The sequence below is a fragment of the Pseudomonas sp. IT-P44 genome (assembly GCF_949768225.1).
In the GTDB taxonomy this organism is placed as follows: Bacteria; Pseudomonadota; Gammaproteobacteria; order Pseudomonadales; family Pseudomonadaceae; genus Aquipseudomonas; species Aquipseudomonas migulae.
Genome location: NZ_CATKQM010000050.1, coordinates 1 through 26,654, shown reverse-complemented (window position 1 = coordinate 26,654; position 26,654 = coordinate 1). Strand labels below are relative to the sequence as shown.

Annotated in this window: 19 protein-coding genes and 2 riboswitches; of the genes, 12 read left to right on the top strand and 7 right to left on the bottom strand. The window is 60.5% G+C overall.

Going from position 1 to position 26,654, the window contains the following annotated elements:
• Nucleotides 1-2,427, bottom strand: a 2,427-nt coding sequence (gene cobN / locus ACM6IO_RS23290; protein WP_414912313.1) for a cobaltochelatase subunit CobN, incomplete at its 3' end; no start/stop codon positions are given.
• A 3-nt stretch (nt 2,428-2,430) separates the two neighbouring features.
• Complete coding sequence (gene cobW / locus ACM6IO_RS23285) at nt 2,431-3,498, bottom strand: cobalamin biosynthesis protein CobW (RefSeq protein ID WP_414912312.1); 1,068 nt, start codon at nt 3,496-3,498, stop codon at nt 2,431-2,433.
• Between the two features lie 95 nt (nt 3,499-3,593).
• Nucleotides 3,594-3,806: riboswitch (cobalamin riboswitch) on the bottom strand.
• A 178-nt stretch (nt 3,807-3,984) separates the two neighbouring features.
• Nucleotides 3,985-4,213: riboswitch (cobalamin riboswitch) on the top strand.
• 119 nt (nt 4,214-4,332) lie between these two features.
• Between cobW and ACM6IO_RS23280 the strand changes: the two genes are divergently transcribed.
• The 4 genes from ACM6IO_RS23280 to cobM all read left to right on the top strand — a co-directional run bounded on the left by ACM6IO_RS23280 (nt 4,333) and on the right by cobM (nt 6,483).
• Entirely contained in the window at nt 4,333-4,527 is a 195-nt protein-coding gene (locus tag ACM6IO_RS23280; protein WP_414912311.1) for a CbtB domain-containing protein, read from the top strand.
• 11 nt (nt 4,528-4,538) lie between these two features.
• A complete protein-coding gene (locus ACM6IO_RS23275) occupies nt 4,539-5,243 on the top strand; it encodes a CbtA family protein (protein WP_008035813.1) in 705 nt (234 codons plus the stop codon).
• Entirely contained in the window at nt 5,240-5,665 is a 426-nt protein-coding gene (locus ACM6IO_RS23270; RefSeq protein WP_192227416.1) for a cobalamin biosynthesis protein, read from the top strand. The genes ACM6IO_RS23275 and ACM6IO_RS23270 overlap by 4 nt, the downstream gene beginning before the upstream one ends.
• 71 nt (nt 5,666-5,736) lie before the next feature.
• Nucleotides 5,737-6,483: a precorrin-4 C(11)-methyltransferase gene (gene cobM, locus ACM6IO_RS23265; protein ID WP_414912310.1), complete on the top strand. Its 747-nt coding sequence runs from the start codon at nt 5,737-5,739 to the stop codon at nt 6,481-6,483.
• Between the two features lie 180 nt (nt 6,484-6,663).
• On the opposite strand, the gene nfuA is transcribed toward cobM, so the two are convergent.
• Entirely contained in the window at nt 6,664-7,248 is a 585-nt protein-coding gene (gene nfuA / locus ACM6IO_RS23260) for a Fe-S biogenesis protein NfuA (protein ID WP_008035804.1), read from the bottom strand.
• A gap of 353 nt (nt 7,249-7,601) precedes the next feature.
• Nucleotides 7,602-9,899: a fatty acid cis/trans isomerase gene (locus ACM6IO_RS23255; protein WP_414912309.1), complete on the bottom strand. Its 2,298-nt coding sequence runs from the start codon at nt 9,897-9,899 to the stop codon at nt 7,602-7,604.
• Nucleotides 9,900-10,054: 155 nt separating this feature from the next.
• On the opposite strand from ACM6IO_RS23255, the gene metH reads away from it, so the two are divergent.
• Nucleotides 10,055-13,765, top strand: a complete 3,711-nt coding sequence (gene metH / locus ACM6IO_RS23250) for a methionine synthase (protein ID WP_207285612.1) — start codon at nt 10,055-10,057, stop codon at nt 13,763-13,765.
• 170 nt (nt 13,766-13,935) lie between these two features.
• A complete protein-coding gene (locus ACM6IO_RS23245) occupies nt 13,936-14,154 on the top strand; it encodes a DUF2970 domain-containing protein (RefSeq protein WP_008035799.1) in 219 nt (72 codons plus the stop codon).
• On the opposite strand, the gene ACM6IO_RS23240 is transcribed toward ACM6IO_RS23245, so the two are convergent.
• Nucleotides 14,151-15,224: an ABC transporter substrate-binding protein gene (locus ACM6IO_RS23240; protein WP_192227411.1), complete on the bottom strand. Its 1,074-nt coding sequence runs from the start codon at nt 15,222-15,224 to the stop codon at nt 14,151-14,153. The two genes, ACM6IO_RS23245 and ACM6IO_RS23240, sit on opposite strands and share 4 nt — an antisense overlap.
• 523 nt (nt 15,225-15,747) lie before the next feature.
• Here ACM6IO_RS23240 and ACM6IO_RS23235 point away from each other — a divergent pair.
• Together ACM6IO_RS23235 and ACM6IO_RS23230 are read left to right on the top strand one after the other, a co-directional pair.
• Complete coding sequence (locus ACM6IO_RS23235; protein WP_008035698.1) at nt 15,748-17,406, top strand: nitrite/sulfite reductase; 1,659 nt, start codon at nt 15,748-15,750, stop codon at nt 17,404-17,406.
• Entirely contained in the window at nt 17,390-17,884 is a 495-nt protein-coding gene (locus tag ACM6IO_RS23230) for a DUF934 domain-containing protein (protein WP_008035700.1), read from the top strand. Before ACM6IO_RS23235 ends, ACM6IO_RS23230 begins: the two co-directional genes overlap by 17 nt.
• 54 nt (nt 17,885-17,938) lie before the next feature.
• Here ACM6IO_RS23230 and ACM6IO_RS23225 read toward each other — a convergent pair whose 3' ends face one another.
• The gene (locus ACM6IO_RS23225) at nt 17,939-21,784 is read right to left on the bottom strand and encodes a dermonecrotic toxin domain-containing protein (protein ID WP_414912308.1); all 3,846 of its coding nucleotides are present in this window, start codon (nt 21,782-21,784) and stop codon (nt 17,939-17,941) included.
• On the opposite strand from ACM6IO_RS23225, the gene ACM6IO_RS23220 reads away from it, so the two are divergent.
• Nucleotides 21,783-21,971 (top strand): hypothetical protein, encoded by a 189-nt coding sequence (locus tag ACM6IO_RS23220; protein WP_192227410.1) that lies wholly within the window; start codon nt 21,783-21,785, stop codon nt 21,969-21,971. The two genes, ACM6IO_RS23225 and ACM6IO_RS23220, sit on opposite strands and share 2 nt — an antisense overlap.
• 4 nt (nt 21,972-21,975) lie before the next feature.
• Here ACM6IO_RS23220 and sohB read toward each other — a convergent pair whose 3' ends face one another.
• Nucleotides 21,976-22,998: a protease SohB gene (gene sohB, locus ACM6IO_RS23215; protein ID WP_008035703.1), complete on the bottom strand. Its 1,023-nt coding sequence runs from the start codon at nt 22,996-22,998 to the stop codon at nt 21,976-21,978.
• Nucleotides 22,999-23,201: 203 nt separating this feature from the next.
• Here sohB and ACM6IO_RS23210 point away from each other — a divergent pair, with 203 nt between their 5' ends.
• The 3 genes from ACM6IO_RS23210 to ACM6IO_RS23200 all read left to right on the top strand — a co-directional run bounded on the left by ACM6IO_RS23210 (nt 23,202) and on the right by ACM6IO_RS23200 (nt 26,446).
• Nucleotides 23,202-23,912 carry a histidine phosphatase family protein gene (locus tag ACM6IO_RS23210; protein ID WP_008035704.1) on the top strand — a complete coding sequence of 237 codons (711 nt, stop codon included), beginning with the start codon at nt 23,202-23,204 and terminating at the stop codon, nt 23,910-23,912.
• Between the two features lie 64 nt (nt 23,913-23,976).
• Nucleotides 23,977-24,291 (top strand): SCP2 sterol-binding domain-containing protein, encoded by a 315-nt coding sequence (locus tag ACM6IO_RS23205; RefSeq protein WP_007976511.1) that lies wholly within the window; start codon nt 23,977-23,979, stop codon nt 24,289-24,291.
• A 307-nt stretch (nt 24,292-24,598) separates the two neighbouring features.
• Nucleotides 24,599-26,446: an amidohydrolase gene (locus ACM6IO_RS23200; protein WP_414912314.1), complete on the top strand. Its 1,848-nt coding sequence runs from the start codon at nt 24,599-24,601 to the stop codon at nt 26,444-26,446.
• Nucleotides 26,447-26,654: the final 208 nt, after the last annotated feature.

The following is a 26,654-nucleotide window of genomic DNA, read 5'->3' as shown; positions in this document are numbered from 1 at the left end:
TCGCCCCCCACCCCCGCTCCCACAGGGTCCGGGTATAACTTCAGATTGATTTAGCGTCTGCGAGATCAGTTGAGCGGCGAACAGTTCGAGGCGTTCGCGGGTATCGCCTGCCGTGCGCCAGACTTCATCGTTGAGCGATTGCAGCTCATCCGGTCGCGGCCCAACCCAAGGCTCAGCCAACACGCAATCCAGCGGATCAAAGCCCAACCCAAACGCCTTGGCCAACGCCCGCAACAAACTCGACTGCGCCCCACGGCCATCGCCCCGTGGAATCCGCAACAAAGCCAACAACGTGTCGATGCGCAGACGCCCGCTCGGCGACTCGCCAAAGATGTGCAAGCCATCGCGGATCTGCGATTCCTTCAGATCGCACAAATACGTGTCCAGACGCGGCAACCAGATCGCTGCATCGGCGTCGCTGTCGAGCTTCTCGTCCAGTTGCAGTTCACGGTCGATGTGCGTGTCGCGCACCAATTGCAGAATGTCGCGCTGCAATTCACGGGCGCGGCGCGGGTCAAGCAATTGCGCTTCGTAATACTCGTCGGCGAGCAGTTCGAGGTTGCGCAGCGGGCCGTAGGTTTCGGCGCGGGTCAGCGGTGGCATCAGGTGATCGATGATCACCGCTTGCGTGCGGCGCTTGGCCTGGGCGCCCTCGCCCGGATCGTTGACGATGAACGGATAGATGTTCGGCAGCGGCCCGAGCAATGCGTCCGGCCAGCAATGCTCGGACAGCCCGACGCCTTTGCCCGGCAGCCATTCGAGGTTGCCGTGCTTGCCGACGTGGATCACGCCGTGGGCGCCGTAGGTGTTGCGCAACCAGAAATAGAACGCCAGATAACCGTGAGGCGGCACCAGGTTCGGGTCGTGATAGACCGCGCTCGGGTCCACCTGATAACCGCGCGCCGGTTGAATGCCGACGAAGGTCAGGCCGAAACGCAGGCCGGCGATCATCATTCGCCCGCCACGGAACATCGGATCGTTTTGCGCGGTGCCCCAACGTTCCAGCACTGCCTGACGATTAGCCTCGGGCAAGGCGTTGAACATCAGGTTGTAATCATCCATCGCCAGGCTTTGCTGGCACGGACGCTGGTCGAGGGTGTCGAGGTCATTGCTGACGCCGCCGAGCAATTGCTGGATCAGTTCGGTGCCGCTGCCCGGCAGTTCGGCCGGCAGCGGGTAACCTTCTTGATGCAGCGCACGCAGAATATTCAGTGCAGCGGCCGGTGTGTCGAGGCCCACGCCGTTGCCGATGCGCCCGTCGCGGGTCGGGTAGTTGGCGAGGATCAGGGCAATGCGTTTTTCGCTGTTCGGCACCCGCGCCAGATCGATCCAGCGCCGCGCCAGTTCGGCGACAAAATCCATGCGTTCCGGTTGTGGTCGATAGCACACCACGTCGGACTGACTGCGCTCGCTGCGCCACGCCAGGTCCTTGAAGCTGATCGGGCGACTGATGATCCGCCCGTCCAGCTCCGGCAACGCGATGTGCATCGCCAGATCCCGCGGGCCGAGGCCTTGCTCGCTGGCACGCCAACCGGGTTCGTTGTCCTGGGCGCAGATGGCCTGGATCACCGGAATGTTGCGTCGAAACGGTCGCAAGTGCGGCGCTTCGGGGCTGGATTGGGCGAAGCCGGTGGTGTTGAGAATCACCGAGGCTTCGACGTCATCCAGCCAGTCCTCGACCACCGAGAGGCAGCCGGGCTCTTTGAGACTGGCCACGGCAATCGGCAAGGGATTCAACCCCGCCGCTTGCAAACGCTGGCAGAAAACATCAATGAAAGCGGTGTTCGCCGCCTGCAAATGCGAGCGGTAAAACAGCACCGCCGCCACCGGTTGATCGGCCTGCCAGTCGGCTTGCCAATCCTGCAGTGCGGCGGGACTTTTCTGTGGGTGGTAAATCGCTGTGCGTGGCAGGGTTTGCGGTTCGGCCCACGCGTAGTCGCGCTCCAGCCAGCGAGTGGCCAGGCAGCGAAACAGATCGAGCGCGTTGGCCAAGCCGCCCTGACGCAAGTAATGCCAAAGCCGGTCGCGGTCTTCGGCAACCACCGTGCTCAGGTCGCTGAGCTCCGGGTCCGGGCGATCATCGCCGGGCACCAGAATCAGCTGCACGCCGCGCTGGGAGAGCTCGACCAACCGCTCGACGCCGTAACGCCAATACGCAATGCCGCCGTGCAGCGAGATCAGAATCACCTTGGCGTGGCGCAGCACTTCGTCGACATACAAATCGACCGAGGCGTGGTTCTGCACCTGCATCGGGTTGGCCAGACGCACGCTCGGGTAATCGTCCGGCAACTGTTGCGCGGCTTCGGCGAGCAGCGCGAGGCTGGAATCGCCGCTGCACAGGATCACCAGCTCGGCGGGGGTTTGTCCAAGGTCGGCAATGTTGTCATCCGAGACGAAACCGCCGGGCTGGGTCCTGAGCAGGTGCATGGGTTAAACGCTGAGCGCGGCGCGCAATTGCGCTTCGAGTTGCGCGGCGTCGAGCGCCTGGCCGATCAGCACCAGACGCGTGGTGCGCGCTTCGTCGGCGCCCCACTGACGGTCGAAATGCTTGTCGAAACGCGTGCCCACGCCCTGGATCAACAGGCGCATCGGCTTGTTCGGGATCGCCGCGAAACCCTTGACCCGCAGGATGCCGTGCTTGACCACCAATTGCGTCAGCGCGTCCATCAGCAGGCTTTCGTCGGCTTGTGGCAGTTCGATGGAAATGGAGTCGAACGCGTCGTGATCGTGGTCGTCATGGTCATCGCCTTCGTGGTGATGATCGTGGTGGCTATGACGGCTGTCGATGTGTTCTTCGGAGCCGGCGCCGAGACCGATCAGCACGTCCAGTGGCAGGCGACCGCTGCTGGCTTCGATGACTTTGACGGCGGGCGGCAGTTCTTCGGCGACTTCCAGGCGTACGCGGGCCAGGTCTTCGGCGCTGATCAGGTCGGCCTTGTTGAGAATCACCAGGTCGGCGCTGGCCAGTTGGTCGGCGAACAGCTCGTGCAGCGGCGATTCGTGGTCCAGGTTCGGGTCGAGTTTGCGCTGGGCATCCACTTGGTCCGGGAACGCGGCGAACGTGCCGGCCGCCACGGCCGGGCTGTCGACCACGGTGATCACCGCGTCAACGGTGCAGGCGCTGCGGATTTCCGGCCACTGGAAGGCCTGGACCAAAGGTTTTGGCAGGGCCAGGCCCGAAGTTTCGATCAGGATGTGATCGAGGTCGCCGCGACGGGCCACCAGTTCACGCATCACCGGGAAGAATTCTTCCTGGACGGTGCAGCACAGGCAGCCGTTGGCCAGTTCGTAGACGCGGCCGTTGGCTTCTTCTTCGGTGCAACCGATGGAGCACTGCTTGAGGATTTCGCCGTCGATGCCCAGCTCGCCGAACTCGTTGACGATCACCGCGATGCGGCGGCCCTGCGCGTTATCGAGCATGTGCCGCAGCAAAGTGGTTTTGCCCGAGCCGAGGAAGCCGGTAACGATGGTGACGGGGAGTTTGGCCAGTGTTTTCATCGGATGCCCTTTGGCAAGGTGGCGGGCATGCGGGACGACGACCGCAGCGACAGGCGCCCGGAAGAGTTCGCCACCGGATCACCCCGCCCGGTTGTAGTGAGAATTCGTGTCGAGGCAGGTCTCCTGGCTGACGGTGTGCCTGTCGCGAGACTGGCGTTGGCTGCGCCTTCCCGCGAACCCGTTGGACAGGTTTGCAGTGGCGTGGCAGCGAACATCACCGTTCACAGTTGCGGGGGCAGCCGCGGCATCGACCGCGTTCCCTTCTTAGCTCCGGCAAACGCCGAAGAACCTCGAATGCGCAAGGCTACGCATGGTGTGGGGGCGGGTCAATGTCTTGTGGCGCACGTACCGGCCCCTTCGCGGGCAAGCCTCGCTCCTACCAAGAACACCGCCGCCCCGTAGGAGCGAGGCTTGCCCGCGAAGAATCCACCTCGGTTCCGAGTTGAGAACCCTTGCCAATTGACGCCCAACCCCCGCCCATGCTCTCCTACACACCTTGTTACGGGTGCCCTTCACAGGGTGAAACGGGAAACCGGTGATTCATGTGCTTTACTCAAAGCCATGTCAGTCCGGTGCTGCCCCCGCAACGGTAAGCGAGCGAAGCGTCAGATCCACTGTGCCAGCAGTTCGGCATGGGAAGGTGACGCTTGCAGGTTTCGGCTGACGCCAAAGCCCCTCGTGAGCCCGGAGACCGGCCCGCAACACAAAGTGACGATTACGTTCACTGAATAACAAACCCGCGGTGGGCGGGCGCTGTTTGAATCTCTGCGAGCCCGATTCGCAGGGGTCTTCCATGCGCTCTATTCACCCGCTGACAGACCAGAGGGAAGCGCCATGTCGATCATCAGCAGCACCGGCCACACAACCGCCAGCACCACCACGACCACCCTGGCTCAACGCCTGACCGCCGCCGTCTGCGCGTCGATCCTTGGCGCGTGCCTGGTGTATTTCGCCGGTTTCTCGCACATCGAAGCGGTGCACAACGCTGCGCACGATACCCGTCACAGCTCCGCCTTCCCGTGCCATTGAGACCTGTCGACATGATCAAGCGTATTGCGCAAACCGCAGGTTTCACAGGGCTGCTGGCCGCCCTGTTGCTGACCCTGCTGCAAAGCTTCTGGGTCGCTCCGCTGATTCTGCAGGCCGAGACCTACGAAAAATCCGAGCCGGCCGCTGTTGAAGTTCATGAACACGCCGCCGGTGCCGCCGCTCACACCCACGATGCAGAAGCCTGGGAGCCGGAAGACGGCTGGCAGCGCGTGCTGTCGACAACTGGCGGCAACCTGGTAGTGGCTGTCGGTTTTGCCCTGATGCTCGCGGGCCTCTACACGCTGCGCTCGCCGACCAAAACCTCGCAGGGCTTGCTCTGGGGCCTGGCCGGTTACGCGACGTTTGTACTGGCACCGACCCTCGGCCTGCCGCCGGAACTGCCGGGCACGGCAGCAGCTGACCTGGCACAACGGCAAATCTGGTGGATCGGCACTGCAGCGTCCACCGCCGTCGGCATCGCGCTGATCGCTTTCAGCCGCCACTGGCTGATGAAGCTCCTGGGCGTGGCGATTCTCGCCGTCCCTCACGTGATCGGTGCACCACAACCGGAAGTGCACTCGATGCTCGCGCCGCAAGCCCTGGAAACGCAATTCAAAATCGCTTCGCAGCTGACCAACCTCGGATTCTGGCTGGCCCTGGGCCTGATCAGCGCCTGGTTGTTCCGCCGCAAAAGCGATGGTCAATACCACGCATGAGCGACACCAGCACAGCGCCGACGTTAGTGGTCGGCCTGGGCTGCCAGCGCGGCTGCCCCGTCAGCACGCTTCGGGCGTTACTCGATCAGGCATTACAGGCGCATCAAATCGGACTTCAGCAGATCACGGCGTTGGCCAGCATCGACCTGAAGCGCGACGAACCGGGCCTGATCGAGCTTGCCGCACAACTCGAATTGCCGCTGACGTACTTCAGCAGTGAAGAACTGGCCGGTTATCAACCGCAACTCAGCCACCGTTCGGAAATCGCTTTTGAGCGCACCGGCTGCTATGGCGTAGCAGAAAGCGCCGCCCTCGCCCTTGCCGAACAACTGGCCCAGGCGCCGGCAAAACTGCTGATTTCCCGACAAAAATATGCCCAGGCGACCCTGGCATTGGCCTGCGCGGCGCAAAATCCCCGATAATCCTCGCCTTCGATCATGAGCAATCTTCATCTGAAGCCTTGCCCAGCCCCCTTTTTTGACAGGAAACGACGATGACCGTCTATTTCATTGGCGCAGGTCCCGGCGACCCGGAACTGATCACCGTCAAAGGCCAGCGGCTGATTCGCAGCTGCCCGGTAATCATCTACGCCGGCTCATTGGTGCCCGCCGCCGTACTGGAAGGCCACAACGCCGAACAGGTGGTCAACAGCGCCGAACTGCACCTGGAACAGATCATCGAGCTGATCAAAACCGCCCATGCCAACGGCCAGGATGTGGCGCGGGTGCATTCCGGCGATCCGAGCCTGTATGGCGCGATTGGCGAGCAGATTCGTTACCTGCGCGAACTCGATATTGCGTTTGAAATCATTCCCGGTGTTACCGCGACGGCGGCGTGTGCGGCGCTGTTGGGCGCGGAGCTGACGTTGCCGGACGTGTCACAGAGCGTGATCCTGACCCGCTACGCCGACAAGACCGCGATGCCAGCCGGTGAAGAGCTGGGCAGCCTGGCGCAGCATGGGGCGACCATGGCCATTCATTTGGGGGTGAATCACCTGGAGAAAATCCTGGTTGAATTGCTGCCGCATTACGGCGCGGATTGTCCGATTGCGGTGATTCACCGGGCGACCTGGCCGGATCAGGATTGGGTGGTGGGGACGATTGCGGATATTGCCGGGAAGGTCGAGGCGAAGGGGTTTCGGCGCACGGCGTTGATTCTGGTGGGTCGGGTGTTGGACAGTGATCAGTTCAGTGAGTCATCGCTGTATCGCGCCGGGCATGCGCATTTGTATCGGCCATAGGGCCCCATCGTCGGAGCGCCGCCCGGAGCCGGCTCGCTCCCACAGGGGATTTGTGTCCGCCACAGATCTAATGTGGGAGTGAGCCGGCTCCGGGCGGCGTTCCGACGATGGGGCCAATGAATTTGGCCCATAAAAAAACGGCGCTCACGGGGCGCCGTTTTTCATGTCGCAGCGAACACCTTAGTAGTAGGCGTTTTCTTTCTGCGTGTGGTCAGTCACGTCACGAACACCCTTGAGCTCGGGAATGCGCTCGAGCAAGGTGCGCTCGATGCCTTCACGCAGGGTGACGTCTGCCTGGCCGCAGCCCTGGCAACCGCCGCCGAACTTCAGAACGGCGATGCCATCATCGACCACATCGATCAGGCTGACCTGACCGCCGTGGCTCGCGAGCCCCGGGTTGATCTCGGTTTGCAGGTAGTAGTTGATGCGCTCGTTGATCGGGCTGTCGGCGTTGACCATCGGGACTTTGGCGTTTGGCGCCTTGATGGTCAGTTGGCCGCCCATGCGGTCGGTGGCGTAGTCGACAACCGCATCATCCAGGAAAGCTTCGCTGAACGAGTCGATGTAAGCAGTGAAGCTTTTCAGCCCCAGCGCAGTGTCTTCGGGTTTTTCTTCGCCCGGCTTGCAATAAGCAATGCAGGTTTCGGCGTACTGGGTGCCAGGCTGGGTGATGAAGACGCGGATGCCGATGCCCGGGGTGTTCTGCTTGGAGAGCAGATCAGCCAGGTAATCGTGGGCGGCGTCGGTAATGGTAATAGCGGTCATGGAAACTCCTCGCAGGCTTGGGCGCAGTTTACGCCAATCATCGCGCCGCACAAAGTCCTAGTATTTTTGTCGGGAAAGCGCCAGCGCGCCAGGGCCCGGTGATTCGCCGTCAATCCGGGCTTTAAGCCACCAATAGCTGCATTTCGCCACCCATTCAAAATTTGCCCACAACCTCAAACCAATGGTCACGGCGCACACGGCTGGCACTCCACCCCCCTGTAGGAGCCGGCTTGCTGGCGATGGCGGCGTCACATTCAACATCAATGTGATTTCAAGGACGCTATCGCCAGCAAGCCGGCTCCCACAGGGGGGGCGGCGCCCATAGAGACCGGCACCGGCCCGCTGTCAAAAGATCAAAGATTCTCGTAGCGGTTCATGTCCAGCACGCCCTCTTCCACCGGGTCGGTTTCGTGGACGTACCGGCTCAGGTCATGGAAGTAGAACCAGAATTGCGGATGACTGCGGCGAATCCCCCAGCGTTCGACGATTTTCTCGAAGCGATTGGCGTCCTTGGCGTTTTCCATCGCCTCGACAAAGGCCGGCACCTGATCGGCGGGAATGTTGAACATGAAGTTCGGATAGCTGCTGAGCACACCCGGAAAGATCGTGAGCGTGTCGAGCCCCGGCTGATAACGCAGAGACTCACCGAGCAGGAATGCGACGTTGCTGTGCGCGCGGTTGCGCAACAGGCTATAAACCTCGCGTTTGCCGCTCGCGGCTTCGATACGCAACATCGTCGCTTCCGGCAGTTGATCAATGACCTTCAGCCCGGCGGCGGGCCGTGATGCCAGGCGACTCAAGGCCTGCTCGGCGCTCTGCAAATCCGGGTCGATGTTCGGCCGCGAGCAATAGGCCCCGTCGCAACGGTTGATCGGATCGGGCTTGGCATTGAGCTCGCCGTAACGGGCCAGCAGTTGCATGGAAAAGTCGCGTTTCGGGTCTTTTTCGTCGAGGTTCAGCGCCGTCGGCTTGTCGTTGTCGATGGCCTCGTAATCCAGCCACATCTTGAATTTGCCGCTGCTCTGGTACCAGTCGTCGAGATAGTCGTCGCGTGAATCAGCGGGCATCAGGCGCAGGAAATTCTGCTCGGCGCCATTACGGATCAGGTCGAAATACAGGCGCGTCTGCGCTTGATGGGAAACGTTGCCGTACACGTCGAAGTTGACCGCCAACTGATAATACGTGCGCTCCAGCAACGGGAAATCGAACAGCCACATCGTTTGCGGCACATCGCCGATCAGGCCCTTGTTCACCGAGGCGCTGTCGAAATGCCGGAAGATGGTCAGCAGCGCATTGTCGTTGCCGGCCCACAAAGTCGACCAGCTCGGCGCGGGCGCGTCGGCGTAGTTGTCGCGGCGCAGCACTTCGTACTCGTTACGTTTGTCGCGATAGTCATGCCACAGGCTCAGCACGCTGCCGACATCGTCGTTCTGCCCCGGCATGGCCAGCAACGGCGTGGCCTGGCCGCGGTAGATCGGGTCGATGATGTAGAGATCATGTTCCGGTGCCTGGAACAGCGCCCAGAAGTTATCGCGAATCACATCCGTGGCGATCTGCCCACGGCACACCGGCCCGCGGATAAACGTGCGCACGAAGTATTCGGCGTTATCGAGCATGAACTGATAGCGCGCCTGCGCCGGGATCGCCTCGAACGTGGCAAACGGATTGGCCCGGCGTTCCGGACCGTAGCCAGGCAAGGCATTGGCCTGCCAGTTGCCGTTGTAGAACAGGCTTTTGACCCGCGCCATCTTCGCCGCGCTCAGCGGGTAGGTGATGTGGGTCTTCTGCACGATCACGCCCTGCACCGGCCACAAGCGGTAATACACCTGCGTGCCCGGATCGTCATTCGGGCGGCGGGTGTTGATCAGGTCAATCGGCTGGCCGGTCGGCGTGCGCGAACGCACCCACTGGAAGAAATGCCCCGGCTCACCGTCCTTGAAGTAAATGTGGGCAAGGAACCAGTGCTCGAACAACCAGCGCCCCACCAGACTCTGCCGGGCGCCCGGCGAGTTGAGCAGGTTTTCCCACTGCACCACTTGCAAGGCTTCTTTCGCCGAAGGCACCAGGCCTTGTTCATCGATCGGCGCACCCGAGGCCAGCCAGCGTTGCAGCGTCTGGTACTGCTGATCGGTCAGGCCGGTGACCGCCAGCGGCATGCCTTCCTTCGGATGAGCGCCCGCGTAACCGTCGAACTCGGCCGGCATCGCGCACATGTTTTCACGATTGAGGCCCAGGACGATGTCTTCCGGCAATTTGGCGTTAGGCGTCAAAGGCGTTTTGTGACCCAGTTCCAGCATCCGCGCCATCAACGCGGCCTGGCTGCCCTGGGCGTCAAGTACCGGATAGAAGCCTTTTTGCTGCCAGGCGTGCTTGCCGAAGGCGTCATAAAACAACCGGGTCGGCGCGGCCGCCTGGCTGCGGTCGCCGTCGTAAACCGGGACTTTCGACGCACCGCGCGCCGCGCCTTCGCCGCTGCCCAGGTTGAGCTGACAGGCGGCGTCATTGCAGGCATGGCAGGCCACGCACTTTTCGGTGAAGATCGGTTGGATGTCGCGGGTGTAGGAAATGGCAGCGGAAGGCGCCAGGCCCTGCGCCACGGCGCCCCAGCTTAAAAACAGCAGCACGCTGCTGATGACGACGCGATACGACATGTCCCTGTTCCCGATCCTTGAAAAAACGCAGCGATTCTACCGGGACAGCGCGCCGACCAACATGAGCGATATTCATGCAATTCCCCGACATGCTCTAAAACCGCACAGGTTTGCTATGATTCCGCCCTTCGTCATGGTCTTTCCGAGTAGTCCCAATGTCCGATCGCAGTGTTCGCCTTCAAGCCCTCAAGCACGCCCTCAAAGAGCGCATTCTGATTCTCGATGGCGGCATGGGCACGATGATCCAGAGCTACAAGCTCGAAGAACAGGATTACCGTGGCAAACGCTTTGCCGACTGGCCAAGCGATGTCAAAGGCAACAACGACCTGTTGGTGCTGACGCGCCCGGACGTGATCGGTGGCATCGAAAAAGCCTACCTGGATGCCGGCGCTGACATTCTGGAAACCAATACCTTCAACGCCACGCGGATTTCCATGGCCGACTACGGCATGGAAGAACTGGCCTACGAACTGAACGTAGAAGGCGCTCGCCTGGCCCGCAAGATCGCCGATGCGAAAACCCTCGAGAACCCGGACAAGCCGCGCTTCGTCGCCGGCGTGCTCGGCCCGACCAGCCGCACCTGCTCGCTGTCCCCGGACGTGAACAACCCCGGCTATCGCAACGTAACCTTCGATGAACTGGTGGAAAACTACACCGAGGCCACCAAAGGCCTGATCGAAGGCGGCGCCGACCTGATCCTGATCGAAACCATTTTCGACACCCTGAACGCCAAAGCCGCGATCTTCGCCGTACAAGGCGTGTTCGAAGAGTCGGGCATCGAGCTGCCGATCATGATTTCCGGCACCATCACCGACGCCTCCGGCCGTACCCTGTCGGGCCAGACCACCGAAGCGTTCTGGAACTCCGTGGCCCACGCCAAACCGATTTCGGTCGGCCTGAACTGCGCCCTCGGCGCCAGCGAACTGCGCCCGTACCTGGAAGAGCTGTCGAACAAGGCCGGCACCCACGTTTCGGCGCACCCGAACGCCGGCCTGCCGAACGAATTCGGCGAGTACGACGAACTGCCGTCGCAAACCGCCAAGGTCATCGAAGAGTTCGCCCAAAGCGGCTTCCTCAACATCGTCGGTGGTTGCTGCGGCACCACGCCGGGCCATATCGAAGCCATCGCCAAAGCCGTGGCCGGTTATGCACCGCGTGAAATCCCGGACATTCCCAAGGCTTGCCGCCTCTCCGGCCTGGAGCCGTTCACCATTGATCGCAGCTCGTTGTTCGTCAACGTCGGCGAGCGCACCAACATCACCGGCTCGGCCAAATTCGCCCGCCTGATCCGTGAAGACAACTACACTGAAGCCCTGGAAGTCGCCCTGCAGCAGGTCGAAGCCGGCGCCCAGGTGATCGACATCAACATGGACGAAGGGATGCTCGATTCGAAGAAGGCCATGGTGACCTTCCTCAATCTGATTGCCGGCGAACCGGACATCTCCCGCGTACCGATCATGATCGACTCCTCGAAATGGGAAGTGATCGAAGCCGGCCTGAAATGCATCCAGGGCAAGGGCATCGTCAACTCGATCAGCATGAAAGAAGGCGTCGAGCAGTTCATCCATCACGCCAAGCTGTGCAAGCGTTACGGCGCTGCAGTCGTCGTGATGGCGTTCGACGAAGCTGGCCAGGCCGACACCGAAGCGCGCAAGAAAGAGATCTGCAAACGCTCCTACGACATTCTGGTCAACGAAGTCGGCTTCCCGCCGGAAGACATCATCTTCGACCCGAACATCTTTGCCGTGGCCACCGGTATTGAAGAACACAACAACTACGCTGTGGACTTCATCAACGCCTGTGCCTACATCCGCGACGAACTGCCGTACGCCCTGACTTCGGGCGGCGTGTCGAACGTGTCGTTCTCGTTCCGTGGCAACAACCCGGTACGTGAGGCGATTCACTCGGTGTTCCTGCTGTATGCGATCCGCAACGGCCTGACCATGGGTATCGTCAACGCCGGCCAACTGGAGATCTACGACCAGATCCCGGTGGAATTGCGCGACGCCGTCGAAGACGTGATCCTCAACCGCACCCCGGAAGGCACCGACGCCCTCCTCGCCATCGCCGACAAGTACAAGGGCGACGGCAGCGTCAAGGAAGCCGAGACCGAAGAATGGCGCGGCTGGGAGGTCAACAAACGTCTTGAGCACGCACTGGTCAAGGGCATCACCACGCACATCGTCGAAGACACCGAAGAATCGCGCCAGTCGTTCGCCCGCCCGATCGAGGTGATCGAAGGCCCGCTGATGTCCGGCATGAACATCGTCGGCGACCTGTTCGGTGCCGGTAAAATGTTCCTGCCGCAGGTGGTGAAATCCGCTCGCGTGATGAAGCAGGCCGTAGCCCACTTGATCCCGTTCATCGAACTGGAAAAAGGTGACAAGCCGGAAGCCAAGGGCAAGATCCTGATGGCCACGGTGAAAGGCGACGTGCACGACATCGGCAAGAACATCGTCGGCGTGGTACTCGGCTGCAACGGCTACGACATCGTCGACCTCGGCGTGATGGTGCCGGCCGAGAAGATCCTGCAAGTGGCCAAGGAGCAGAAGTGCGACATCATCGGCCTGTCCGGCCTGATCACGCCGTCGCTGGATGAAATGGTCCACGTCGCCCGCGAGATGCAGCGTCAGGACTTCCACCTGCCGTTGATGATCGGCGGCGCGACCACCTCCAAGGCACACACGGCGGTGAAGATCGAGCCCAAGTACAGCAACGACGCAGTGATCTACGTGACCGACGCTTCCCGCGCCGTGGGCGTGGCGACGCAGTTGCTGTCCAAGGAATTGAAAGCCGGTTTCGTCGAGAAGACCCGTCTGGAATACATCGACGTTCGCGAACGCACTGCCAACCGCAGCGCCCGCACCGAACGCCTGAGCTACCCGGCGGCCATCGCCAAGAAGCCGCAGTTCGACTGGAGCACCTACGCGCCGGTCAAACCGACGTTCACCGGCTCCAAAGTGCTGGACAACATCGACCTGAAAGTCCTGGCCGAATACATCGACTGGACGCCGTTCTTCATCTCCTGGGACCTGGCCGGCAAGTTCCCGCGCATCCTCACGGATGAAGTGGTCGGTGAAGCCGCCACCGCGCTGTACGCCGATGCCCAGGAAATGCTCGCCAAACTGATCGACGAAAAACTGATCAGCGCCCGCGCAGTGTTCGGCTTCTGGCCAGCCAACCAGGTGCGTGACGACGACATCGAAGTCTACGGCGATGACGGCAAGCCATTGGCCAAGCTGCATCACCTGCGTCAGCAGATCATCAAGACCGACGGCAAGCCGAACTTCTCCCTGGCCGACTTCGTTGCACCGAAGGACAGCGAAATCACTGACTACGTGGGTGGCTTCATCACCACCGCCGGCATCGGTGCCGAAGAAGTGGCCAAGGCGTATCAGGACGCCGGCGACGATTACAACTCGATCATGGTCAAGGCCCTGGCCGATCGTCTGGCCGAGGCCTGCGCCGAATGGCTGCACCAGCAGGTTCGTAAGGATTACTGGGGTTATGCCAAGGACGAGACGCTGGACAACGAGGCGCTGATCAAAGAGCAATACACCGGCATCCGCCCTGCTCCGGGCTACCCGGCGTGCCCCGATCACACCGAGAAGGCCGCGCTGTTTGCGCTGCTCGACCCCGAGGCCGCCGAAATGCGTGCCGGCCGTAGCGGCGTGTTCCTCACCGAACACTACGCGATGTTCCCGGCGGCGGCGGTCAGCGGCTGGTACTTCGCTCACCCGCAGGCGCAGTACTTCGCAGTGGGCAAGATCGACAAGGATCAGGTGCAGAGCTACACCTCGCGTAAAGGTCAGGAGTTGAGCGTGACCGAACGCTGGCTGGCGCCGAACCTGGGTTACGACAACTAACCACTCTTCGCGCTGAGCATCGCCTCTGTAGGAGCGAGGCTTGCCCGCGAAGAACGATGACGCGGTTTTCCTGTAGGACTGCGGTGGCTTCTTCGCGGGCAAGCCTCGCTCCTACAGGATCCGGTTGGAATGTCTATGCTTACGATTCACACACAAGTGACGAGGGGTTTATGGACGATCCAGTCGACAACAAGCCGCCTACTTTCTGGCAAATGCTGCACAGCGTCATGGCGGCGGCGTTCGGGGTGCAAAGCGGAAAGAACCGCGCGCGGGATTTCACCCACGGCAAGCCGAGTCATTTCGTGATTCTGGGGATTCTGTTCACGGCGGTGTTTGCATTGACGCTCTACGGCATCGTGCAACTGGTGATCATGCTGGCCGGGGTTTAGCGCATCAGGGTTTGCAAGCTGAACGGGTAACGATAGGACACAGGCCGGCCCTTGGCCGACATTCGGCGGAAGTTCACGCCGTAGTCCGGCGATTCACCCATGGCCAGCATTCGCCTGGCGGTTGCCCTGTCGACCAGTTGCAGCAGCGGAATCTGGCGGTCACGGCCGCCGTACTGGCTGATGTCCACGCCCCGATCAAGGTCATGCACCTGCACCAGCGCCCAACCACCCAAAGTGAAATGCCCGCCCAACAATACGCTCAACTTTCCATCGACCTTTGCCTGCAACGCGGCCGTCGAGGTATTGACCGCGCTGAACAATGCGTCCTTTCCGGGCACACCGCCCGTCTCCGAGTACGCCTGCATGGCGCCAAACGCCATTTCGTCATTGGCTGACCACACCAGCGAGACTTTCGGGTAGCGCCGGAACAGCAACTTTGCCTGTTCATATGCACGTTCGCGGGTCCAACCGCTGTAAACCAGTTGCCGCAAACGCACTTGCGGGTGCTCGGCCAGCGCTCGCATCATGCCTTGCTCACGCAGTTGCGCCGACGGCGTGATCTTCAGGCCGGAGAACGCCAGCAACTCAATCACCTGGCCGGGCGCCACGGGCGGATGCTGGCGAATCAGCTCCTTGGCCATCAGGTAACCGCCCTCCTCGTCGTTGGGCACCAGGCTGCCCAGTCGATCAGGGCGTTCACCCAACAGGCTCATTTGGTTGGCCGTCAGCGACGCGTTGACCATAAACAGCTTCACGCCGCTGCCTTGCGCCAGACGCAACACTTGCGGGGCAATGTACTGTTCGTTGGCGAAGATCAGATAGTCCGGACGATCGGGACCTTGCAGTGCACGGCGCGCTTGCGCCAGCGTGAGTTCCGGCATGCGCCGGGAATAGAGAATCCGCAGGTCGATACCCAGGTCCGTGGCGGCCGCCTGCATGAATTGCGAATAGCTGACCCAGAAGGCTTCGTCAGTTTCCCCGGGATTCAGGAACAACACCGATTCCGCACGCACAGCAGGGCCGTAAACCGTGCCGAGCAGCAACAGGAAGGTGTAGAAAAACTTCGACATTGATCGTCCGAGCCCCCGGAAATTCGCCGCGCATTATAGCCAGCGAACACCCGTAAAACGGCGTTTATTGCAGTTTTTGTCCGACAATTGTCGGGACCGGGCCCGGACGGGGTCGGTTATTGATGGCTGACCCAAAATACCGCTGTCCCCACGACCAGAATGATCAGAAACAGAATGGCCCAAGCATCGACCGTACTGTCAGGCTTTGAAGCTTTGGTAGGGTTGCTCATTGCATCGCCTCTTGTCGGTTTTATCGGTGATTGCATAAAGACTCGACCACAGTTAAGACGATGATTGCCCACACCACAAATACGGGTTTAGTAGTAACGATTCTCGTTAGTCGATTTGGTTCTTTACATATACTCAAACATCACTTTTGCGCATAACTCCAAACTGGTATCTTGCCCCGGCTCCGTTGGGAGTGCGCGGCCGTGCGCGCAGAATTGCCGAGGCAGTATCGGAGACTTTCCAGGCGAAAAACGCAACTGGATCCGACCGGCCCAAGCCTGAGAACAGGACTTATATGTACGTATACGACGAGTACGATCAGCGGATCATCGAGGACCGCGTCAAGCAGTTCCGTGATCAGACCCGACGCTATCTGGCAGGCGAGCTGAGCGAAGAAGAATTCCGCCCTCTGCGTCTGCAAAACGGGCTTTACATCCAACGCTTCGCGCCGATGTTGCGAGTGGCGGTGCCTTACGGCCAGCTGACTTCGCGCCAGACGCGAATGATGGCGAAGATTGCCCGCGACTATGACAAGGGCTACGCCCACATCAGCACCCGCCAGAACGTGCAGTTCAACTGGCCGGCGCTGGAAGACATCCCGGACATCCTTGCCGAACTGGCGACCGTGCAGATGCACGCGATCCAGACCAGCGGCAACTGCCTGCGCAACGTCACCACCGACCAGTTTGCCGGTGTCGCTGCCGACGAGCTGATCGATCCGCGCCCATGGTGCGAGATCGTCCGCCAGTGGACCACGTTCCACCCGGAGTTCGCTTACCTGCCGCGCAAGTTCAAGATCGCCATCAACGGTTCGACTTCCGACCGTGCGGCCATCGAAGTCCACGACATCGGCCTTGAGCCGGTGCACAACGCCGCTGGCGAACTGGGTTTCCGTGTGCTGGTCGGTGGCGGCCTCGGTCGTACGCCGGTGGTCGGGGCGTTCATCAATGAATTCCTGCCGTGGCAAGACCTGTTGAGCTACCTCGACGCCATCCTGCGCGTGTACAACCGCTATGGCCGTCGTGACAACAAGTACAAGGCTCGGATCAAGATTCTGGTCAAGGCCCTGACGCCTGAAGTCTTCGCGCAGAAAGTCGACGCGGAAATGGAACACCTTCGCGGTGGCCAGACCACGCTGACCGAAGCCGAAGTGCATCGCGTCGCCAAACACTTCGTCGACCCGGACTACAAGGCGCTGGACAACCAGACTGCCGAACTGGCCGAACTCGACAAGCAACACCCGGGCTTCGCCCGCTGGCGCACCCGCAACACCCTGGCGCACAAAAAGCCGGGCTATGTTGCCGTGACCCTGTCCCTGAAGCCGACCGGCGTTGCGCCGGGCGACATCACCGACAAGCAGCTCGACGCCGTGGCCGACCTGGCCGATCGCTACAGCTTCGGTCAACTGCGTACGTCCCACGAGCAGAACATCATTCTGGCCGACGTCGAACAGTCCCAACTGTTCGCCATGTGGGGCGAATTGCGCGAGCAAGGTTTCGCCACGCCGAACATCGGTTTGCTGACCGACATCATCTGCTGCCCTGGCGGCGATTTCTGCTCGTTGGCCAACGCCAAGTCGATCCCGATCGCCGAATCGATCCAGCGCCGTTTCGACGACCTGGATTACCTGTTCGACATCGGCGAACTGGACCTGAACATCTCCGGCTGCATGAACGCCTGTGGTCACCACCACGTCGGCCACATCGGTATTCTCGGGGTGGACAAGAAAGGCGAAGAGTTCTACCAGGTATCCCTCGGCGGCAGCGCCAGCCGTGATGCGAGCCTGGGCAAGATCCTCGGCCCGTCCTTTGCCCAGGACGCCATGCCAGACGTGATCGAGAAACTGATCGACGTGTACATCGAACAACGTACCGAAGACGAGCGTTTCATCGACACCTATCAGCGTATTGGCATCGACCTCTTCAAGGAACGCGTCTATGCAGCGAATAATTAAGAACAACGAAGTCGTCGACGAAACCTGGCACTTGCTGCCCAAGGATTTCAACATCGACGAGATCACCAACTGCGACGACTACATCGTCCCGTTGCAGCTGTGGCGCGAACACAGCCGCATGCTCCTGGCCCGCGACGGCGGCCTGGGCGTGTGGCTGGATGCCGACGAAGAAGCTGAAGAAATCGGTGAAGACGTGGCGAGTTTCCAGGTCATCGCCTTGAACTTCCCGGCCTTCACCGATGGCCGCAATTACTCCAACGCCCGCCTCCTGCGTGATCGTTACGGTTTCAAAGGCGAACTGCGGGCGATCGGCGATGTGCTGCGCGACCAGTTGTTCTACATGCATCGCTGCGGTTTCGACGCCTTTGCAGTGCGCGCCGATAAAGACCCGTACGAAGCCCTGGAAGGTCTCAAGGACTTCTCGGTGACCTATCAGGCCGCCACCGACGAACCGCTGCCGCTGTTCCGTCGCCGCTGACCACATAAAGCCCTGACCCCATGGGGTCAGGGCTTTATCAGCTCCACCAATCTGCTATCGCTCGATCGGAATCGGTTGCCCCAAGGCCACCCAGTCCCGGTATAGCTGCGCACGGTTTTCCAGCACCGCGAAAACTGCAAGAGGGTTGTCGAAAGCGCCCTCCGGCATAGGTGTATTCCTGCTCAATCGCCCCCACAACTGGTCCGAAGCGTCTGCTTCCGTCAACAGTCGCCATACCCGTGCCTGAAGGTCTGGATAGTTGACCTGGAAATCCGGGGTGAGCGTCAATGTGTTCATGGTCCCTAAAAACCGCCCGCCACCTGGCTTGAGCGCCAGTCGCTGCCAGATTTGCAGCCGGGCATCGCGCAACCCTGCTTCAGTCCCGTTCAACCAGGCCAACGGATTCCCATAGTCAGGCCCCGCCGCACTCAACCACAAGTTGATCCCCGTTTGCTCTCGATGTGTTTTCAGTCGTCGCAACGTGTCTTCATCGGTCAACGGGTTGTTCCACAGCAGCACCCGGTCCCTGGCGATGGCCTGGTTCAGCACCGCCTGGGGGACCCGCGTGATCTGGTTATCGCGCAAATCAAGGGAGGTCAGGTACGACTCAGGCATGATCCCGACCGGGCATCGACTTATTCCGGTATTCCTCAGGTTGAGCTGGCGCAGGTTGTTCAAGCCGAGCACCACAGGCGGTACACCCAACGGGTTGTCGCTCAGGTCGAGGCTTTGCAGACTGGTCAGGTCGGTCAGTTGCGAAGCGGCGCGCTCACTGAATACCAGTTGGGTGGCGCGCAGATTGAGTGAGGACAGGTGTCTCAGCCCGCAAAGGGAAGGAGGCAAGGCGCCCCCCTCGTGGCCGTCCCCGGAGAAATGACGCAAGTCGACGTTTTCCAGATTCAACGTCTCAAGATTCGGAAAGCTCTCGAGAAAGCCGTTCAGACTGCCCTCCTCGGTCAGATGGAAGCCTTGCATCGACAATTCGAGCACATCGTCCAGCCGGACACTCAGAGTGGGCAGTCGGTGATAGTTCTCGAAGGCAAGATCGAGCCTGATGCCGCGCAGTTGCTCGCCTGAGTACAGGCGATTTAGTGGTGGCCCGCGTTTTTGCCAGATGGCGACAAGCTCTACGGCGAGCTCTGTCCTGATCGCTCGCTCCTCATTAAAGCCCGTTTGCAGGACATGCGCATTGTGCACGGCGATTTGTGCATGGCTCATACCCGCAGCGGCTTCGTCGCCCATGCCCAGCAAGGGAAGTTCGATGTCGGCAATGTCTTGCGCGGCTTGATCGACCCAGTCCATCAACTCGGTGTTGAGTTGGTGCAACTGCAGATTCAGCCCGTCGATGTGCGCCTGTACGGATACACCCGCGCGCTGTATGACCTGATCCGCGTCCGCGTCGGTGAAGTCCGGGTAAATGTCTTTGATCTGTAACCGGGTGGCCTGCAGTTTCATGGCGTCACCCTGAGGCGTCGTCGGGTAGCCTCCACCGCGCAGCCCCTGCCGTTCGAAGGTCAACCCGGAGTCGAGCCTTTGCAAGCCAAGCAGGGTTTCGGTTCGGGACAATGCATGATCGCTGAGGTTGAGCCGCAACTCGCTGGCTGGATCCAGCGACGTGAGATGCAACACTGAGCGCTCCTCCTCCGACAGCACGCCGAGGATCGCGTCGTAGAAATCCGTTTGCCTGCCTTTCCGCAGATAACGGTCTCCCACCTTGATGACGTTTCGGGAATGCGGGGTATCGAGGGGACCGCAACGGTCAAGAACCCGGCCAGTGGACGAACCGTCGAGGACCTCGATCCGTAAATCCTGAGGCCAGCCGGGCAGGTTTTTCAGGGAGTGCAATGCCAGCCTGTCCGAATCGACGTTCACCACCGAGCGCAGATAAAAGCCTTCATAGGCACGATTGAGCCGCACATGCTGTTGGTATTGCCGCGCCTTGCTGTCCAGACGTGCGAAAACCTGCCTGGCCTCGGCCATCTCGGGCGCTCTTTGGAGATCCACGCCATAGCGGTCGAGCATTTGTTCGATTGCGCTTGTTGGCAGGTCCGGGTATTGGTCCTGGAACAACCGGACCCATTCAAGCTCTGAACGTTGCAGTTCAGCGTAACGTTGGCCGAATAGAGCTGGGTCCCCGGACGGCCCGAGATCCTGATCGATCCTGAAGCGATTGATGGTGTCAGCCAACAAGGGCGTCGGCGAGCGGCCAGTCTGGATCAACCGCAGCATGTCGTCGTCAATTGTGCTGACCTTGCCGATCTGCGCCAGCACTTCATCGCTGAACGACGCCACAGAGGGGCCAATTGCGCGCATGAGCTCGACGCGGGTCGCCGGCACCACGTTCGAAGGGCCTGGCGTTGGAGCAACGGCCACTTCCGGCACGGGCCTTGCGCCTTCCTCTGCTGAATCGACGATGACTGCGTCACCTTTTTGCGCCACCTCCGCGACGATCGGCAAGGCATTGAGCAAGCCAAAAACAGTGCGCGTCACGCCCTCTGAGCGCTCGCTGGATGTCTTGCCATTGACCACCTGATCAATGCCGTAGCCCGCATCGATAAGCCCGGCCAACGCCAATATCCCCTCGCCTCCCGGAACGAACAACGCCAAGGGCCCGAACCGGTTCACCCACTGAACAATCGGCTCAACGACCGCGCTTAGATTGTCACGATTGACCTGGGCATCGTCACGGATGCTTTTGATGCTGGCCCGGGCTGCCTGCTTCATCGTCAGCACGCACTGGGCAAACGGATCGGTGTCAGATGCCGGATCGTCGTAGCCAATGTACTCGCCCGGGTTCCAGTAGCCGTCGTTGTTGAAAAAACCGGCATTGTTCGTCAGCCAGTGTTTTGCCGGATACAACGCCATGCCATCCAGCGCCGTCAGAACACCGGCATGAAACGTACCGTCTTCGCGGTCATCTTCAGCAAAGTGGGCGGCCAATGCCTGCCTGGTCTCACTCACCCGGCCTTGAGCGACAATCCATTGGTGCAGTTGAACGGCATCGACGAATTCGTGCAGCGGAGAAGAGTTGCCGGGAATGTACAACAGCACTCTGGGGCTTGCTGTGTCACGAAAGGCCCAGATTTCGGTCGAGGTATAACGGTAGAGCTTTAGCCGGCCGATCCTGACCGAGGAAGGCGTGTGCGTCGGTGCTTGCAGCTGCCCGGTGGTGAGTGTTTCCCATGGCTGATCCGCTGGCAAACCCGCCGCTTGCATCGCCAGTTCCAGGCCTTTTGGCGACAGGCGCTGTTCGTGAAACTGCAACCAGGCGGCCATGACGAACGCCGCTTTGACCGACGTCCTCAGTGCGTAAGGTTCGGCTGCAACAAGCACGTCGTCGGCTGGCCAGGCCTGACCGAGATACGCTTCGTACAAGTCCTTCAGTTCCAGTTCCCAGACCCATTTCTTGTAATCGGCGGGCCTCAGGTTGATCTGTGTTGAAGGCCCGTAAACTTGCGGTGTGGTTTGGCGATAGATGCCTTCATACGTCTGGTGATTGCCGCTGCCGTGATCGGCGAACTCATCGACGTTTCTCACAATGCGTACGGCAGGCCCGATATCCGGCGGCGTGTACAGGCCGAACACGGTTTCAGCGAAACGCCCGTCACCCACAGACTGATAGTTGGATAACAACGTTTGCAGCAGCGATTGTGAGCTCGCCACTTGCCCTTGCTCAGTACCATCAATGGCAGGATGGCCCTTGTAGTTGTAATCAAGCGTAACCAACAAGGCTGTCTGCGGATCAATACCCTGGCCCCATTTCTCCTTGATCAGGTGTTCGCCAAACTGGCCGGGGGTTTGGGGCAGCGCGATATCCAGCGCGGCTTTCAGTTCGTCTCGCATTCGTGCAGAGGGCGCAGGATGCGGGCCGGCAGCGTTGTTATAAGGGAGCTCTTTCATGGTGCATTCCATTGCAATCATTTCAGGAACACCACCCTACCCAACCCGGGCTGCCGAAAAAGCCGGACCGATTGACAGTGACGATAGGAAATTTCGCTGCATGCGCACGGAAAGCGCGGCCTTGCGAGAGGCAAAAAAAACCGTGGAGGCTATCCACGGTTTCATTTTTCAGACGACGGTGTTTTGAAAAATCACCAGAAGCGTTGCTGGGTCAACCGACTCCACCAGCTCAGCAATACGCGGTCGACCGAACCGCTGGCCGCCATGCCGATGCGCTCTTGCAGGCTTTTGCGTTCAGCGTAGTGCAGGTGATAAAGCTCTGATTTCTTCGCGCGCTCGGCGAGGTATTCATCGCTGGTCTTGAGCTCGTCCACCAATTGCTTGTCCAGCGCCGCGATGCCGAGCCAGATTTCGCCGGTCGCCACTTCGTCGATGGCCAGTTGCGGGCGATAGCGGGAAACGAAGTTCTTGAACAGCTGGTGAGTGATGTCCAGGTCTTCCTGGAACTTCTCACGGCCCTTCTCGGTATTTTCGCCAAACACGGTGAGGGTGCGTTTGTACTCGCCGGCGGTGAGGACTTCAAAATCGATGTCGTGCTTTTTCAGCAGGCGATTGACGTTGGGCAACTGCGCCACCACGCCGATCGAGCCGAGAATTGCGAACGGCGCGCTGATGATCTTCTCGCCGATGCACGCCATCATGTAACCGCCACTGGCCGCGACCTTGTCGATACACACGGTCAAAGGCACGCCCGCATCGCGGATGCGCGCCAGTTGCGAGGATGCCAGGCCGTAGCTGTGAACCATGCCGCCACCGCTTTCCAGACGCAGCACCACTTCATCCTTGGGCGTGGCCAGGGTCAGCAGCGCGGTGATCTCGTGACGCAGGCTTTCAGTGGCCGATGCCTTGATGTCACCGTCGAAATCCAGCACGAACACCCGCGGTTTTGCTTCGGGTTTCTTCTTTTGCTTTTTCTCGGATTTAGCCTCGACCTTGCGCAAGGCCTTGAGCTGGTCCTTGTCGAGCAAGGTCTGCTCCAGGCGTTCGCGCAGCCCTTTGTAGAAATCATTGAGTTTGCTGACTTGCAACTGGCCGGCCGACTTGCGTCGACCTTTGCTGCGCAATGCCGCGAAACTGGCCAGGACCACCAGAATGGCGATCACCAGTGTCACGGTTTTAGCCAGGAAACTGGCGTACTCGGACAGAAAATCCACAGTCACTCCTTCAATACAATGCGCTGCATAAACGCGCGCGGGATACCATCAGCATACCCATGCGCCGGCTCGGCGGCCAGCCGTGAAACCTCTGGCAACAGGCCTGTAACGGGCATTTCAAACAAGCGTATGTTTTTTCATTGACAGCTCACCGCCATCCTCATAACCTCGCCGAACCTTCAACGTACCGGGATGACGCGGACGTGGGCACTATCTATTTGATTCGACATGGCCAGGCCTCCTTTGGTGCAGACGATTATGACGTCCTGTCGCCGACCGGTATTCGCCAGGCAGAAGTCCTCGGCCGGCACCTCGCCGAACTGGGTATCAGCTTCGACCGCTGCCTGTCGGGCGACCTGCGCCGTCAGCAGCATACGGCCAACAGCGCGCTGGAACAGTTCGCGGCCGTGGGCCTGCCGGTGCCGACCGTGGAAATCGATTCCGCGTTCAACGAATTCGACGCCGACGCGGTCATCCGCGCGCTGTTGCCGGCCATGCTCGACGATGAGCCCGAAGCGCTGGACATCCTGCGCAATGCCGCGCAAAACCGCGCCGAGTTCCAGCGTATTTTCGCGCTGATCATAGAGCGCTGGCTGGCCGGTACGTATGACACGCCGGGCCTGGAAAGCTGGCTGGGCTTTGTCGAGCGGGTGCAGGCCGGCCTGCATCGCATCCTCGAAAGCGCCGACAACACCCAGAAAATCGCCGTGTTCACCTCCGGCGGCACCATCACTGCCCTGCTCCACCTCATTACGCAAATGCCCGCCAGGCAGGCCTTTGAACTGAACTGGCAAATCGTCAACACCTCGCTCAACCAACTGAAATTCCGTGGTCGCGAGGTAGCACTGGCTTCTTTCAACAGTCATGCGCACCTGCAACTGTTGAAAGCACCGGAACTCATCACGTTTCGCTGAGTCCGGACTATTGTGACCCTGGCTGTAATCACCCAGCTCTAATTACCCAAGAAAGGATCGAACCATGACCTCCGTAGCTGATGCCGTACAAGCAATGAAAGCCAAGTTCAACCCAGCCGCTGCTGCCGGCCTGGACCTGGTTTTCGGTTTCCGCATCGACGACACCAAGAACTTCTCGCTGATCGTCAAGAACAGCACCTGCGAACTGCAAGAAGGCGAAAACCCGGACGCCCAGGTCACTCTGGTGATGGACGGCGAAACCCTGGAAGGCATCGTTGACGGTTCGACCGACGGCATGCAAGCGTTCATGGGCGGCAAACTGCGCGCTGAAGGCGACATGATGCTGGCCATGAAACTGTCCGAGCTGTTCCCAAGCTAAGACGGCGGCTCCCGCGCTCGGGAGCCTCTCTGGCTGCATACGAATCCCGCCCCTTGTGGCGGGATTCGTCGTTTTTCACCTTTGGAAAACGGCTGTCGGTGAATTTGCGGTCTATATTCCTTCTGGCCGCATGCGTCAGACATCGGCTGTTCTATCCCCTTTTTCTTCTATGAAAGAACCGAGCGGAGAACACTGCATGAGCCCACCTGACGAGCACGACGGTTTCAACCGTCGACGTGTACTGCAAGGCCTTACGGCAGGTGCCGTCGGCGCCTGGATCAGCCCGCTAATCGCAGGGAGTAAAACCATGCCAGATGCCCCGGCCGACCTCATTCTGTACAACGGACGCCTGCACACCGTCGATCGCAAGAAACCCCAGGCCAGTGCCGTCGCGATCAAGGACGGACGCTTCGTGGTGGTCGGCAGCGACGCTCAGGCCATGGCCCTGCAAGGTCCCGGCACGCAAATTATTGATCTGCACGGTCGCACGGTGATTCCCGGCCTCAATGACTCGCACCTGCACTTGATCCGTGGCGGCTTGAATTACAACCTTGAATTGCGCTGGGAAGGCGTGCCGTCCTTGGTCGATGCCTTGCGGATGCTCAAGGATCAGGCCGACCGCACACCCACGCCGCAATGGGTACGGGTGGTCGGCGGCTGGAACGAATTCCAGTTCGCCGAAAAGCGCCTGCCGACGATTGATGAACTGAACAAAGCCGCGCCGGATACGCCGGTGTTCGTGCTGCACCTCTACGACCGCGCCCTGCTCAACCGCGCCGCGTTGAAAGTAGTCGGCTACACCCGCAACACGCCGAACCCGCCGGGCGGTGAAATCCAGCGAGATGCCAACGGCGACCCGACCGGCATGCTGATCGCGCGCCCTAACGCGATGATTCTGTATTCGACCCTGGCCAAGGGCCCGAAACTGCCGCTGGAGTACCAGGTCAACTCGACCCGGCAGTTCATGCGCGAACTCAATCGCCTCGGCGTCACCAGCGCCATCGATGCTGGCGGCGGTTATCAGAATTACCCGGACGACTATCAGGTGATCCAGCAACTGGCCAAAGACCAACAGCTGACGGTGCGGATCGCCTATAACCTGTTCACGCAGAAACCCAAGGAAGAGCTGACTGACTTCAAAAACTGGACCGGCACGTCGCATTACGGCCAGGGCGACGATTTCCTGCGGCACAACGGTGCCGGGGAAATGCTGGTGTTTTCGGCGGCGGATTTCGAAGACTTCCTGGAACCACGCCCGGACCTGCCGCAAACCATGGAGCAGGAACTGGAGCCAGTGGTCCGGCATCTGGTGGAGCAGCGTTGGCCATTCCGCCTGCACGCCACGTACAACGAATCCATCAGTCGCATGCTCGATGTGTTCGAGAAGGTCAATCGCGACATCCCGTTCGATGGTTTGCCATGGTTTTTCGACCACGCCGAAACCATCACCCCGCAGAACATCGAGCGCGTCAAAGCCTTGGGCGGCGGCATTGCGATTCAGGACCGCATGGCCTTTCAAGGCGAGTACTTCGTCGACCGCTACGGCGCCAAGGCTGCCGAACACACACCACCTATCGCGCGTATGCTCGCCGAAGGCGTACCGGTCGGTGCCGGCACCGACGCCACGCGGGTGTCGAGCTACAACCCCTGGACTTCGATGTATTGGTTGGTCAGCGGCCGAACCGTCGGTGGTCTGGAGTTGTATCCGCAAGGCTTGAGCCGCGACACGGCGCTGGAATTGTTCACCCACGGCAGCGCCTGGTTCTCTTCCGAGCAGGGCAAGAAAGGCCAGATCAAGGTCGGGCAACTGGCGGACCTGATTGCGCTGTCGGCGGACTATTTCCACATCGAGGACGAAGCGGTCAAATGGATCGAGTCGGTGCTGACGATTGTCGACGGCAAGATTGTCTATGGCACCGCCGAGTTCGAGAAACTCGGGCCGCCGCCTGTACCGGTGGTGCCGGAATGGTCACCGGTGGTGAACGTTCCGGGCCATTGGAAACCGTTGGCGCCGATGACGGCGCAGGTTCATCAGTGTGTCGGGGCTTGCGCCGTGCATGCCCATAGCCATGAGCGGGCGCGATTGTCTTCGGCACCGGTGAGTGATTTTCAGGGATTTTGGGGGGCGTTTGGTTGTTCGTGTTTTGCGTTTTGAATTGAACGGTGGAGAGCCTGGCCTGAGATTGACGTTGCTCCCACAGGGTTAACTTTGGACCCTGTAGGAGCTGGCTTGCCAGCGATGGCTGCGTATCAGGTGACGAGTTTTTTGTTGGTGTACATATCCGTTTCTGCGGTTGCTGCTGCTATTGGTTCCGCCCTTACGGCGGGTTACTTGGAAAAGCGCCAAGTAACCAAGCGCCCGC